The sequence below is a fragment of the Microbispora sp. KK1-11 genome (assembly GCF_006874435.1).
GTDB classification, from domain to species: Bacteria; Actinomycetota; Actinomycetes; order Streptosporangiales; family Streptosporangiaceae; genus Microbispora; species Microbispora catharanthi.
The window spans coordinates 94409-107498 of sequence record NZ_VIRJ01000007.1 but is presented as its reverse complement, the minus strand read 5'-3'; the positions used below and the strand labels follow the sequence as shown (position 1 = coordinate 107498).

General features: G+C 71.4%; 11 protein-coding genes. 9 read left to right on the top strand and 2 right to left on the bottom strand.

Features of this window, described 5'->3' with window-relative positions:
* Window positions 1-197: 197 nt before the first annotated feature.
* Window positions 198-548 (bottom strand): hypothetical protein, encoded by a 351-nt coding sequence (locus tag FLW16_RS43620; protein ID WP_185949394.1) that lies wholly within the window; start codon window positions 546-548, stop codon window positions 198-200.
* Window positions 549-558: 10 nt separating this feature from the next.
* Between FLW16_RS43620 and FLW16_RS12995 the strand changes: the two genes are divergently transcribed.
* The 5 genes from FLW16_RS12995 to FLW16_RS12975 all read left to right on the top strand — a co-directional run bounded on the left by FLW16_RS12995 (window position 559) and on the right by FLW16_RS12975 (window position 7116).
* On the top strand, window positions 559-2502 hold the full coding sequence (locus FLW16_RS12995; protein WP_185949393.1) for a vWA domain-containing protein: 1944 nt from the start codon (window positions 559-561) through the stop codon (window positions 2500-2502).
* 151 nt (window positions 2503-2653) lie between these two features.
* Window positions 2654-3340 carry an SDR family oxidoreductase gene (locus FLW16_RS12990; RefSeq protein WP_142560263.1) on the top strand — a complete coding sequence of 229 codons (687 nt, stop codon included), beginning with the start codon at window positions 2654-2656 and terminating at the stop codon, window positions 3338-3340.
* Window positions 3341-3413: 73 nt separating this feature from the next.
* Window positions 3414-4757 (top strand): formimidoylglutamate deiminase, encoded by a 1344-nt coding sequence (locus FLW16_RS12985; RefSeq protein WP_142560262.1) that lies wholly within the window; start codon window positions 3414-3416, stop codon window positions 4755-4757.
* Between the two features lie 53 nt (window positions 4758-4810).
* Complete coding sequence (hutI, locus tag FLW16_RS12980; RefSeq protein WP_142560261.1) at window positions 4811-5959, top strand: imidazolonepropionase; 1149 nt, start codon at window positions 4811-4813, stop codon at window positions 5957-5959.
* A 224-nt stretch (window positions 5960-6183) separates the two neighbouring features.
* A complete protein-coding gene (locus FLW16_RS12975; protein WP_142560260.1) occupies window positions 6184-7116 on the top strand; it encodes an RNA polymerase sigma factor RpoD/SigA in 933 nt (310 codons plus the stop codon).
* A 116-nt stretch (window positions 7117-7232) separates the two neighbouring features.
* Here the strand turns inward: FLW16_RS12975 and FLW16_RS12970 are convergent, their stop codons facing one another.
* On the bottom strand, window positions 7233-8099 hold the full coding sequence (locus tag FLW16_RS12970) for an NAD(P)H-binding protein (protein WP_142560259.1): 867 nt from the start codon (window positions 8097-8099) through the stop codon (window positions 7233-7235).
* Between the two features lie 97 nt (window positions 8100-8196).
* On the opposite strand from FLW16_RS12970, the gene FLW16_RS12965 reads away from it, so the two are divergent.
* The 4 genes from FLW16_RS12965 to FLW16_RS12950 all read left to right on the top strand — a co-directional run bounded on the left by FLW16_RS12965 (window position 8197) and on the right by FLW16_RS12950 (window position 12930).
* Window positions 8197-8616: a MarR family winged helix-turn-helix transcriptional regulator gene (locus FLW16_RS12965; RefSeq protein WP_142560258.1), complete on the top strand. Its 420-nt coding sequence runs from the start codon at window positions 8197-8199 to the stop codon at window positions 8614-8616.
* Between the two features lie 351 nt (window positions 8617-8967).
* Window positions 8968-10284, top strand: a complete 1317-nt coding sequence (locus FLW16_RS12960) for an ammonium transporter (protein ID WP_142560257.1) — start codon at window positions 8968-8970, stop codon at window positions 10282-10284.
* On the top strand, window positions 10281-10619 hold the full coding sequence (locus FLW16_RS12955) for a P-II family nitrogen regulator (RefSeq protein WP_142560256.1): 339 nt from the start codon (window positions 10281-10283) through the stop codon (window positions 10617-10619). The genes FLW16_RS12960 and FLW16_RS12955 overlap by 4 nt, the downstream gene beginning before the upstream one ends.
* A gap of 4 nt (window positions 10620-10623) precedes the next feature.
* Window positions 10624-12930, top strand: coding sequence for a [protein-PII] uridylyltransferase (locus FLW16_RS12950; protein WP_260615217.1), 2307 nt, complete (start codon window positions 10624-10626; stop codon window positions 12928-12930).
* Window positions 12931-13090 lie beyond the last annotated feature (160 nt).

The window sequence follows — 13090 nt, the reverse complement described above, 5'->3', positions numbered from 1 at the left end:
CCGGCCGTACCTGAAGAAAGTCTCGGCAGAGATCGCTGCTCGCGGCGCCTCTCATCGGCGAGGAGTGGCCGAATGTGGCCAGCCGGGAACTTGCCGTAAGTTGCCTATTTACATCTATTCGCCGACCGGTCACCATATGACCGTGGCCACACCCCCTCGTTGATCAGCGGCCGGCGCTGAAAATGTCACCGGGGTCGTCAACCCAATGCGATTTCGTATCCGCAGGCGCCGACACGTGAGGAGGGGGCGTCCCGGGTGGCGCAATCATGGAAATTCTGGATGGCCAGCGATTTCAAATTCGTTAGGGCATAACGCCGCACCAGAAGGAATGACACCGTGAGAATGACGCGAAGTTTACGGGCCGCCGTGTGCGCGGTGGTGGCCGGTGCGATGCTGGTGGCCGGGGTGGGGACGGCGTCCGCCGCGCCCGGGGTCACCCCGGCGGACGTGACGCTGAACCTGGCCCCGGGCGAATCGAAAACGATCCCAAAAACCGTATCCACTCCGGCGATCCCGCCCAAGCCGGATATCGCATTCCTGATCGACACGACAGGGAGCATGGGCGGGGTCATCTCGAACGTGCGGACCAATGCGAACACCATCCTGTCCAATGTCGCTTCCGCGCAGCCGGACGCGCAGTTCGCGGTCGCCGAGTACAAGGACATGGGGGACACAACGCCGTTCCGGGTGGCGCAGAACCTCACCGGCAACCAGGCCGACGTCACCAACGGTCTCAACTCGCTGGTCGCGTCGGGCGGAGGCGACCTCCCCGAGGACGGCATCAACGGTCTGTTCCAGGTCGCGTCCGGGGCGGTCGGCTTCCGGCCGAACAGCTCCAGGATCGTGCTGCTGATCGGGGACGCCCCCAGCCATGACCCCAGCAACGGCCACACGCTGGCCAATGCGATCAGCGCCCTGCAGGCGGCCGACATCACCGTGCTCGCGTTCGACCTGTCCGGGCTGGACTCGACCGGGCAAGCGACCGCGATCACCGACGCCACGGGCGGACAGCTGTTCTCCGGCCTCAACGCCTCGCAGGTCAGCGACACCATCCTGGCGGCCCTGCACAACCTGCCGGTCACGGTCACCCACCAGCTGCGCGACTGCGATCCGAATCTGTCGGTGTCCCTGACCCCGGGCAGCCGGACGGTGACCAGCGGCGATGACGCCACCTTCACCGAGGTCGTCTCCGTCGGCGCCGGAGCCACACCGGGAGGCACCCTCACCTGCAAGGTGGACTTCCTGCTCAACGGCGTCCTGTCGCCGGGCTTCACCGAAACGATCACCGAGCACGTCCCGAAGGTGACTCCGTCGATCTCCACGACGCCGTCGGGCCAGGCGCCCGCCGGCGGGAACGTCTCCGACACGGCGACCCTGTCCGGCGGGTTCCACCCGACGGGCACCGTCACGTTCCAGCTGTTCGGGCCGGGTGACACCGGCTGTACGACGCCCATCGCGACGCGTACCGGGACGGTGTCGGGCAGCGGCACCGCCGCGTCAGGAAACATCGCCGCGGGCGGGGTGGGCACCTACCGGTGGGTGGCCTCCTACAGCGGCGACGACGCCAACAACCCGGTCACCTCCGCGTGCGGCGACGAACAGGTCGAGGTCGTCAAGGCCACCCCGGGCATCGCCACCACCCCGTCGGGGTCCGTGCCGGCCGGCGGCGTCGTGTCCGACACCGCCGCCGTCTCCGGTGGGTTCCACCCCAGCGGCACCGTCACGTTCACGCTGTACGGCCCCGGCGACACGGGCTGTACGACGCCCATCGCGACGCGTACCGGGACGCTGTCCGGCAGCGGCACCGCCGCGTCCGGCGGCGTGACCACCGGCGCGGCCGGCACCTACCGGTGGACCGCCACCTACAGCGGCGACGACGACAACAACTCCGTCACTTCACCGTGCAGCGACGAACAGGTCACCGTCACTCCGCAGAAGCTGACCGGACGGGCCTACGGCCTGACCGCCGGCGCCGCCCTGGCCGGCATCCAGCTGGTCAACATCGCACGCACCCCCGACACCGGCCCCATCTCCACCACGTCGACCGGCACGACCTCGGTGCCCTGCACCGCCAGCCTCAGCGGACTGATCAGCGCGCACGCCCTGTGCGCGAAGGTCGCCACCACCGAATTCCCCGGCAAGTCCGTGGCCACCGCCTCCATCGACGACACCACCATCGGGATCACCGGCATCCCGGTGATCACCGTCGGGGCCGTCAAATCCAGCTCGACCACCACCTGCGCCGGATCCACCGGAACCACCACGATCGCCTTCCTCAAGGTCGGCGGCACGGTGGTCATCGCAGAACCCACCGACATCCAGCCCAACACCACGGTCAACGTCGGCGTCGTCAAGCTCGTGCTCAACGAGCAGACGCCGTTCACCACCCCCGACAAGGGCCTGACCGTCAACGCCGTCCACGTCACCGTCGACGCCCTCGGCCTGGCCAAGACCAACGTCGTCCTGGCCTCCGCCGAAAGCGACATCGGCAACTGCCCGTGACCCAGCCCATCTGAATCGATCAACCCGAGGCCGGGCGGAACGCGGAGATCCGCCCGGCCTCGGCCTGGCTTCTGGCGCCGTCCGGGGGCCGCTCCACGGCCCCGTCCCCGCGAGCACTCGAGCCTTGTCAGCAGGCTCTAAGGTGAGGTCCATGCGACCCACGGCTCTGATCACCGGCGCCTCGCGAGGCGTGGGGGCGGCGATCGCCCGTGCCCTCGCCCCCGAGTACGAACTCTTCCTGGGCGGGCGGGACGGCACGGCGCTCGACGCGCTGTGCGGGGAACTGCCGGCGGCCCGCCCCTGGGCGGTGGAGCTCACCGAGCTCACCTCCGCGGACGTGGAGGGGATCGACCGGCTCGACCTGCTGGTCCACAGCGCGGGCGTCGCCAGTGTCGGGAGCCTGGCCGACACCCGGGCCGACGAGTGGCGGCGGCTGATGGAGGTCAACGTCATCGCGGTCGCCGAGCTGACCCGGCTGCTGCTGCCCGCGCTGCGGGCGGCCCGCGGGCACGTCGTGCTGATCAACTCGGGGTCCGGGCAGCGGGCCAACGCCAACTGGGGCGCCTACGCCGCGAGCAAGTTCGCCCTGCGCGCGTTCGGCGACGCGCTGCGCGAGGAGGAGCACGCCAACGGCGTCCGGGTCACCGCGATCTTCCCCGGGCGGGTGGGCACGGATATGCAAAGAGGCATCCGCGCCCAGGAGGGAGGGCCGTACGAGCCGGGAAGATACCTGGAGCCGGAATCGGTGGCGCGGGCCGTGCTGGCCGCGCTGACGGCCACGCCCGACGCCCACGTCACCGAGATCACCGTACGGCCGGCTGGGGGGCCGACCCGCTGACGGCCGCACGAGGCGCGGGGGACGGACGTTCATTACAGTGGCACTACCGCCACGCCGCCCATCTGGAGGACCGGTGCACGTGACTTACTGGTGCGAGATGGCGTGGCTGCCGCCCGGCGAGGTCGTCGAGAGCGTGGTCGTCGGCGTCGAGGGCCGCCGCGTCGTGGAGATCAGGCCCGAGGCGGCGCCTCCCCCGGGAGCCGTACGCCTGGCCGGGCTCACCCTGCCCGGCCTGGCCAACTGTCACTCGCACGCCTTCCACCGCGCCCTGCGCGGCCACACCCAGACCGGCCGCGGCAGCTTCTGGACCTGGCGCGAGCGGATGTACGCGGCCGCCGAGGCGCTCGACCCGGACCGCTACCTCGCCCTGGCCACCGCGACGTACGCCGAGATGGCGCTCGCCGGGATCACCACCGTGGCCGAGTTCCACTACCTGCACCACGGGCCCGGGGGCAGGCCGTACGCGGACCCGAACGCGATGGGCCACGCGCTGGTCGAGGCGGCCAGGAGGGCCGGGCTGCGCATCACCCTGCTCGACACCTGCTATCTGACCGGCGGCATCGGCGACGCACTCACCGGCACCCAGCTGCGTTTCGGCGACGGGGACGCCGAGCGCTGGGCGGCCAGGGCCGACGATCTCGCCCGGGCGCACGAGGGCGAGGAGGACGTGGAGATCGGCGCGGCCATCCACTCCGTGCGCGCGGTGCCCCCCGAGCAGATGCACGTCGTCGTCGACTTCGCCCACCGGCACACCGGGCCGCTGCACGCGCACGTGTCGGAGCAGCAGGCCGAGAACGAGGCGTGCGTCGAGGTCTACTCGGCGACGCCCGTCCAGGTGCTGCACGACCACGGCGCGCTGGGGCCGCGCTCGACCGCGGTCCACGCCACCCACCTGTCCGACGTGGACGTGGCGCTGCTCGGCGGGTCCACCACCCACGTGTGCATGTGTCCCACCACCGAACGCGACCTCGCCGACGGCGTCGGCCCCGCCCGCAGGCTTCTGGAGGCCGGATCGCCCGTCACGCTCGGCACCGACAGCCAGGCGGTCATCGACCTGTTCGAAGAGGCCAGGGCGGTGGAGATGGACGAGCGGCTGGTCACCGGCGAGCGCGGGCACTGGCCCGCCGCGCAGCTCCTGCACGCCGCGACCGCCGCCGGGCAGGCGTCGCTGGGCTTCCCCGACGCCGGGTGCCTGGTGGCCGGGGCCTGGGCCGACCTCGTCTCCGTCCGGCTCGACTCGGTCCGTACGGCCGGCGCCACCAAGGCGTCGGCGGTGGAGTCCGTGGTGTTCGCCGCCACCTCGGCCGACGTGCACTCGGTGGTGGCCGGCGGGCGGCGGATCGTGGAGGACGGGCGGCACGTGCTCGGCGACATCGGCGGCCTGCTTCGCGACGCGCTCGCCCCGCTGCACCGGTGAGGTTTGCGCCGTTCACGCGGTGGCGAGGATCAGGAGACGTGGGGCCGAGCGGCATGACATCAGTCGTTTTCACGGGGATCGGGCTGCTGTACACGGCGGACCCCGGGCGAGAGGAGATCGAGGACGCGGCGCTGGTCGCCGAGAACGGCGTGGTCCGGTGGATCGGCCGTTCCGCCGACGCCCCGCCCGCCGACGAGCGGGTCGACGTGGAGGGGCGCGCCGTCATCCCGGGATTCGTGGACAGCCACGCGCACCTGGTGTTCGCCGGCGACCGCACCGAGGAGTTCGCCGCGCGGATGGCCGGACGGCCCTACACCGCGGGCGGCATCCGCTCGACCGTCGCCGCCACCCGCCGGGCCACCATCCCGGAACTGGTGTCCACCACCGCGCTGCTGGTCTCGGAGATGACCATGCAGGGCACGACCACGTTCGAGATCAAGAGTGGCTACGGCCTCACCGTGGAGGACGAGCGCCGCAGCCTGGAGATCGCCTGCCAGTTCACCGAGGAGACCACGTTCCTCGGGGCGCACGTCGTCCCGCCGGAGACGACCGCCGACGACTACGTCCGGCTCGTGACCGGCCCGATGCTGGAGGCGTGCGCGCCGTACGCCAAGTGGGTGGACGTGTTCTGCGAGCGCGGTGCGTTCGGCGAGGAGCACAGCAGGGAGGTGCTCGCGGCGGGCCGCAAGGTCGGCTTGCAGCTCAGGGTCCACGCCAACCAGCTCGGACCGGGGCCGGGCGTGCGGCTGGCCTGCGAGATGGGCGCGGCCTCGGCCGACCACTGCACCCATCTCACCGATGCGGACGTGGACGCGCTCGCCGCCGGCGGGGTGGTCGCCACCCTGCTGCCGGGCGCGGAGTTCTCCACCAGGTCGCCCTACCCGGACGCGCGGCGGCTGCTCGACGCGGGCGTCACGGTGGCCCTGGCGACCGACTGCAACCCGGGCTCCTCGTTCACCACCTCGATGCCGTTCTGCGTCGCCCTGGCCGTGCGCGAGATGGGCATGACGCCGCTGGAGGCCGTGCGGGCGGCCACCCGCGGCGGCGCGCGGGCGCTGCGGCGCACCGACGTCGGCACCCTGTCCATCGGCTCGCGCGCGGACCTCGTCATCCTGGAGGCGCCGTCGTACGTCCACCTCGCGTACCGGCCGGGAGTGCCGCTGGTGGCGCAGGTGTGGCGGGCGGGACGCCGCCTCGTTTAGGCCCTCGTAACCTGGGTAATCGCCTTTCTTCGCGGCCTCGCATCCTCCTTAGGGAGGAAAACGAAACCATTCCCCGGGCGTATCCATTTGGGGAATCTTTGCCATGGACCGGCCGTTGACCGGGTCAGGAGCAGGAAGCCGGGGGCCGTGCCGAGCGGGGCGGACACGTCCGGTTCGCCGGCTCACATATTGCATATCGCGGCGGCGGAACGAGGTGCCATCGGATGGCGACGGGGAATCGGACGCAGGAACAGCACGTCTCTGACCGGGATCTGCTGGGGACGTATCTGGCCGAGATCGGCCGGGTCCCGCTGCTGACCGCGGAGCAGGAGGTCGAGCTCGCCAAGCGCATCGAGGCGGGGTTGTTCGCCGAGCAGTTGCTCGACAGCGGGCGGCGCGAGCCGAAGATCGCGGATGCGACCGACGAGGAGCTGGAGCGCATCGCGATCTCGGGGCGGCGGGCGAAGGACGAGTTCATCCAGGCCAACCTGCGTCTCGTGGTCGCGGTGGCGAGGAAGTACTCCGGACGGGGGATGCCGCTGATCGACCTGGTGCAGGAGGGCAACCTCGGGCTGGTCCGCGCCGTGGAGAAGTTCGACTACCGCCGGGGGTACAAGTTCTCGACCTACGCCACCTGGTGGATCCGGCAGTCGGTGGGCCGCTCGATCCACGAGCAGGCGCGGCCGGTGCGGCTGCCCACCCACGCGGGCGAGCAGATGACCAGGCTCATGCGGGTGCGCAGGGACATGCTCGCGGAGTTCGACGCCGAGCCGACCGACGCCGACCTCGCCGAGGTGCTCGACCTGCCCATCGAGCGGGTGCAGGAGCTGCGCCGCTGGGCCTCCGACCCGGTCTCCCTCCAGCTCGGCGTGGGTGACGAGGACGAGACCGAGCTCGGCGACATGATCGCCGACGAGACCTGGGCGGACCCCGAGCAGCAGGCCATGGCCACGCTGGAGAAGGAGCGCCTGGAGCAGTGGCTGACCGGCCTCGAGGGCCAGATGCGCGAGATGCTGCGCTGGCGGTACGGCCTGGTGGACGGCCGCGAGCACACCCTCACCGAGGTGGGGGAGCGCTACGGCATCGGGCGTGACCGCGCGCGGCGCATCGAGCGCGACGCGCTGGTGCGGCTGCGCAAGATGGCCAGCGCCGCGTAATCCCGAAGCCTGCGCTCGGCCAGGTAACGAAGGCCGGTGTCCGCGGTCGTCCGTGGGCGTTGTCGGTTCGTCAGGCAGTCACGCGGAGAGGGGGCGGTCCCGTCTGCCGGCCGCCCCTACTCGGGTTCGCCGTCGAGCCGCAGCGCGTGCGCATTCCGGGCGCACCAGTCGGAGAAGGTGCGGGGGCGGCGGCCGAGCAGGTGTCGCACGGTGTCGGTGCGGACCCCGGTCGTGTCCGCGCGCATAAGTGCCGCGGCTTCGAGGATCGCGTCGGCAAGGGGCTTCGGCGCGCCGTTGGGGTAGCGGGACCGGACGATCTCCTCAGGGGTGGCGGCCGCGCGGACCTCTATGTGGCGGCCGATGGTGGCGGCGATGATCTGGACCTGCTCGGCGATGGTGAGTGTCTCGTCGCCGGTGAGGGTATAGGTCTGGCCTTCATGGCCGTTCTCGGTCAGCGCGAGGGCGGCGACGGCTGCTATATCGGCCGGATCGATCGGGGCGGACCGGCCCGGCCCGATCGCGTCGAGGACGAAGCCCTCCTCCCTGATGGACGGCACCCATTCCAGGACATTGGTCATGAAACCGCCAGGACGCAGGATCGTGGCCGGTATGCCGGATGCCCGCAGAAGTCGCTCACGTTCGTGGTGCCAGCGGCCCATGGCGGGCACCGGATCTCCGAAGACCCAGATGGACGACAACAGCACGATGTGACGCATTCCGGCGATGCGTGCGGCGGTGACGGCGTTCGCGGCCTGGTCCACGCCGATGCCCGGGGTGAGCAGGAAGAGCCGGTCGATGCCGTCGAAGGCGGGGGCGAGCGTCGAGGGCTCGTCCAGGTCGCCGAGCACGCGCTCGGCGCTTGCGGGCAGGTCGGCCGCGCGGGCGGGGTCGCGGACGAGGATGCGAAACTCCGCGTTCCTCGCGTCGAGCTCGCGGACCAGCTCACGGCCGATTCTGCCGGTGGCTCCGGTCACCAGTAACATGACACTCCTAATCGTTTGCCGTCTAGCGATTAACGCACGGAGGAACGCTAGCCGGTAAATGATTAGCCGTCAATCGATCTGTCGCCCGGAGGTGGCGGTGGCCGAGTTCCTCGACCTGCACAGCAAGACGACGAAGGCGCTGCGTGCGCTGGCAGAAACGGCCATGCGCCGCCATGGCCTGCATCAGGGGCAGGATCACCTGCTGGCGGCCCTGTGGGAGCGCGACGGCAGCACACCCGGTGAGATCGCGGCCGCGTTGCACGTCACCACGCCTACCGTCGTCAAGATGGCCACCCGGATGAGCGCCACCGGCCTGCTCGTCCGCCGCCGCGACGAACGCGACAGCAGGCTCGTGAGGCTCTGGCTGACCGACGAGGGCCGAGCGCTTCGGGGACCCGTCGAGGCCGAGCGCCGCAGCCTGGAAGAGAAGGTCACCGCCGGTCTCACCGAGACCGAGCGCCGCCATCTGATGACCGCGCTGGCAAAGGTCTACGATTCGGCCAGAGATCTGCTGTGACCAGGGCGTTCGGAGCGGAGGGCGGCAGTCCGGTCAGGGCCGGCGGTGGCGCGCACGAATAGAACGCAGCCCTCGGCTCTTTGCGGCAGGTCGCATCGACCCGAGCGGAGGGCCGACGACGCGCATCCCCTTCAGGGGTGCGCGTTTTGTCGTTCCCAGCACGTCCGAAACCGGCCCGAAACACGGTGGTGGCGAGTTTCACACATGTGAAACACGCATGGTCGTGGGCTGAAACGGCGGAAGAACACGCTGTCGCCAACGTCAGTGCGCCAGCCGGCCGAGGTCGCCCGGGAGGAAGTCACTGCGGGAGTGATAACCGGCCACACGCCAAATGTAAGGAGGGCCGCGTCGGTGAAGATCGATACCGGCACCACCGCCTGGATGATCACAGCCACCGCTCTGGTGCTGCTGATGACGCCCGGGCTCGCGTTCTTCTACGGGGGCATGACCAGGGCGAAGAGCGTCCTGAACATGATGATGATGTCGTTCGTCAGCATCATCACCGTCACCATCGCCTGGGTCCTGTACGGCCACTCGCTGGCCTTCGACGCCTTCGGCGACGGGGACAACGTCGTCAACAAGCTCATCGGCGGCGGGGACGCCCTGGGTCTGCAGAGCCTCGTCGACACGGCCACCAAGGACGACGGCACCGGTATGCCGAGCCTGGTGTTCTCGGCCTTCCAGCTCACCTTCGCCATCATCACCGTGGCCCTCATCAGCGGCGCGATCGCCGACCGGGCGAAGTTCGGCGCGTGGGTCGTCTTCGGCCTCGCCTGGGCGACGCTCGTCTACTTCCCCGTGGCCCACTGGGTGTGGGGCGGCGGCTGGCTGGCCGGCCTCGGCATCGAGGACTTCGCCGGAGGCACGGTCGTCCACGTGAACGCGGGCGCCGCCGGTCTCGCGCTCGCGCTGGTGCTCGGCAAGCGGACCGGGTGGCGCAAGGACCCGATGCGGCCGCACAACCTGACCCTGGTGCTGCTCGGCGTCGGCCTCCTGTGGTTCGGCTGGTTCGGCTTCAACGCGGGCTCCGAGCTCGCCGTCGACGGCACCGCCGGTCTCGCGTTCATGAACACCCAGGTCGCCACGGCCGCCGCCGCCGGCGCCTGGATCCTCGTGGAGAAGCTGCGCGACGGCCACTCCACCACACTCGGCGTCGCCTCCGGCGCGGTCGCCGGCCTCGTCGCCATCACCCCCGCCTGTGGTTTCGTCGACCCGTGGGCGGCGGTCGTGCTCGGCCTCATCGCCGGCGCGGTCTGCGCGTACGCGGTGGGCCTGAAGTATCGCCTCGGCTTCGACGACTCGCTCGACGTGGTCGGCGTGCACCTGGTCGGCGGCGCGATCGGCGCGGTCTCGCTCGGCATCATCGCCCGCTACCCCTTCGCGGACGGCCAGAACCAGGGCCTCATCTATGGCGGCCCGATCTCCCAGCTCGGCGTGCAGGCCCTCGGCCCTGTCGCGGTCGGCCTCTACTCCTTCATCATGGCGTACGTCATCGGGAAGGTCATCGACAAGACGATGGGCTTCCGGATCGACCAGGAGAACGAGGTCACCGGCATCGACATCACCACCCACGCCGAGACCGGGTACGACCTCGGCACCGTCCACTCCTCTGGAGTGGCCTCCGTCAACGGGCCCGTGCCCGCGCCTGCGAAGAAGGTCGACGCATGAAACTCATCACCGCAGTCATCAAGCCGTTCAAACTGGACGACGTGAAGGCCGCCCTGGAGCAGTACGGCATCAAGGGCATGACGGTCTCGGAGGCCAGCGGCTACGGCCGTCAGCGCGGCCACACCGAGGTCTACCGCGGCGCCGAGTACCAGGTCGACCTGGTGCCCAAGGTCCGGGTCGAGGTCCTCGCCGAGGAGGACGACGCCGAGGACGTCATCGACGTCATCGTCAAGGCGGCCCAGACCGGCAAGATCGGCGACGGCAAGGTCTGGTCGGTCCCCGTGGACACGGTCGTCCGGGTCCGCACCGGGGAGCGCGGGCCGGAGGCGCTGTAACCGGATGATGAGAGGGGAGGCACGCTCGTTCGCCGCGATCCGCAAGGACCGGGCCGCGGACATCGACAGATGGCTCACCGATCTGTTCCGCACGGCGGCCACGCGGCCGTACGCGCGGGAGGGGGAATCGGGAGGGAAGGGCGGCTTCCCCGAGGAGCGCGGCCCCGCCGGCCCCAACGGGATCAGCGGGGTCGCCCTGGTCGCGGTCGGCAGCCTGGGGCGGGGCGAGCTCGCCCCGGGCAGCGACCTCGACCTGGTCCTGCTGCACAATGGCCGCGACGACGTGGCGAGGATCGCCGACCGCATCTGGTACCCCATCTGGGACTCCGGGATCGGCCTCGACCACTCGGTCCGTACGGTGGACGAGGCGGTCAAGGTCGCAAGGGAGGACCTCAAGGCCGTGCTGGGCCTGATCCAGGCGCGGCACGTGGTGGGGGACCCCGAGCTGACCAGGGCCGTGCGGGAGGCCGTCCTCGCCGAGTGGCGGGCGGACTCCCGGCGCAGGCTGGCCGAGCTGCGCGCGTCGGCCGACAAGCGCGCCGAGTCCGGCGGCGAGCTGGCCTTCCTGCTCGAACCCGATCTCAAGGACGCCAGGGGCGGGCTGCGCGACGTGCAGGCGATGCAGGCCGTGGCCGCCGCCTGGGTCGCCTCGGCGCCCGGCCCGCGGGTCCGCGAGGCGTACGAACTGCTGCTGGACATCAGGCACGGGCTGCACCTCGTCACGGCGCGCGGCACCGACCGCCTGGTGCTCCAGGAGCAGGACGCGGTCGCCGGCACGCTGGGCCTGCTGGACGCCGAGGCGCTGATGCGCCGCCTGGCCGAGGCGGGCCGGACCGTCTCCCACGCCTTCGACGCCACCTGGCGGACGGTCGACCGGCTGCTCACCGGCCCCGCCCCCCGTGGCCGCAGGCCGCTCGCCGACGGTGTCGTGGAGCACGGCGGCGAGGTCGTGCTGGCCCGCGGCGCCAACCCGCGCACCGACCCCACGCTCGTGCTGCGCGCGGCCGCGGCCGCCGCCGAGGCCGGGCTGCCGCTCGCGCCCGCGACGGTCTCCGCGCTCGCCGCCCAGTCGCCGCCGCTGCCCGTGCCGTGGCCCCCGGAGGCGCGCGGGGCACTGGTCGCACTGCTCGGCGCGGGGCGCGCGGCCGTACCGGTCTGGGAGGAGCTCGACCAGGCCGGCGTGCTCGTGAAGCTCATCCCCGACTGGGAGCGCGTACGGCACCGCCCCCAGCGCAACCCCGTCCACCGCTACACCGTGGACCGGCACCTCATCGAGACCGCGGCCGGGGCCGCGGCCTTCACGCGGGAGGTGTCCCGCCCCGACCTGCTGCTGATCTCGGCGCTCCTGCACGACGTCGGCAAGGGCTGGCCGGGCGACCACTCCACCACGGGCGAGATCGTCGCCAGGGACATCGGCGCCCGGATGGGCCTGCCCCCGGCCGACGTGGAGATCCTCGCGACCGTGGTGCGGCACCATCTGCTGCTGCCGGAGACCGCCACCCGGCGGGACCTGGACGACCCGGTCACCATCTCCAGGGTCGCGGCGGCCGTCGGGTCCAGGGAGGTGCTCGAACTGCTGTCGGCGCTGGCGGTGGCCGACGGCAACGCCACCGGCCCGGCCGCGTGGAACTCCTGGAAGGCGTCCCTGGTCTCCGACCTGGTCCGGCGGGTGCGGTCGGTGCTGTCCGGCACGCCGCCGGCGCCCGCGCCCGCCCTTTCTCCGGAGCAGGCGGCGCTCGCCCGGCACGGCGGCGGCGCGGTGCGCGTGAACGGCAGCGCGGTCACCGTGGTCGCGCCCGACCGGCCGGGTCTGCTGTGGCGGGCGGCCGGGGTGCTCGCGGCGCACCGCATGGCGGTCCGCTCCGCCTCCGCCGCGTCCGCCGGGTCGACGGCCGTCATCGAGTTCGTCGTCGTCCCCGAGTACGGCACGCCGCCCGACCCCGCGACGCTGGAGGCCGACCTGCGCCTCGTCCTGGCCGGACGGCTCGACATCGAGCAGCGCCTGGCCCGGCGGGCGAGGTCGATGCGCCCGTCCCGGGTGCCGGTCGCGCCGCCCCGGGTCACCCTGGTGGACGACGCGTCCCTCACCGCGAGCGTGGTGGAGGTGCGGGCGCACGACAGGCCCGGCCTGCTGTGGCGGATCGGCCGCGCGTTCGGCGAATGCGGTCTTGACGTACGCGCCGCGCGTGTGGAGACTCTGGGCGCAGAAGCGGTGGATGTCTTCTATGTGGCGGATCGCACAGGCCGTCCCCTCCTCGATGAGCAGCAGCGAATCCAGGTGCGAGAGCACGTGCTCGCGGCCCTCAGGTGAGGGGGGTAACGATCCTCACCTCTTGGTAACAATTGGGGTGCTGCGGCAGGGGTAGGGCCGCTCGCCGTCGTGACCTTGTGGTCGAATTGTCCCCGCTTATACAGCTGTGTCACTTCATGCTGTCCAGACGCGTGAAGGCAGGCCGAACGATGGCGGGGCC

Coding starts and splice junctions, on each gene's coding strand:
- FLW16_RS12975 (WP_142560260.1), top strand. CDS start 6,184: ATGGCGACGGGGAATCGGACGCAGGAACAGCACGTCTCTGACCGGGAT.
- FLW16_RS12990 (WP_142560263.1), top strand. CDS start 2,654: ATGCGACCCACGGCTCTGATCACCGGCGCCTCGCGAGGCGTGGGGGCG.
- FLW16_RS12970 (WP_142560259.1), bottom strand. CDS start 8,099: ATGTTACTGGTGACCGGAGCCACCGGCAGAATCGGCCGTGAGCTGGTC.
- FLW16_RS12955 (WP_142560256.1), top strand. CDS start 10,281: ATGAAACTCATCACCGCAGTCATCAAGCCGTTCAAACTGGACGACGTG.
- FLW16_RS12995 (WP_185949393.1), top strand. CDS start 559: ATGGGCGGGGTCATCTCGAACGTGCGGACCAATGCGAACACCATCCTG.
- hutI (WP_142560261.1), top strand. CDS start 4,811: ATGACATCAGTCGTTTTCACGGGGATCGGGCTGCTGTACACGGCGGAC.
- FLW16_RS12950 (WP_260615217.1), top strand. CDS start 10,624: ATGATGAGAGGGGAGGCACGCTCGTTCGCCGCGATCCGCAAGGACCGG.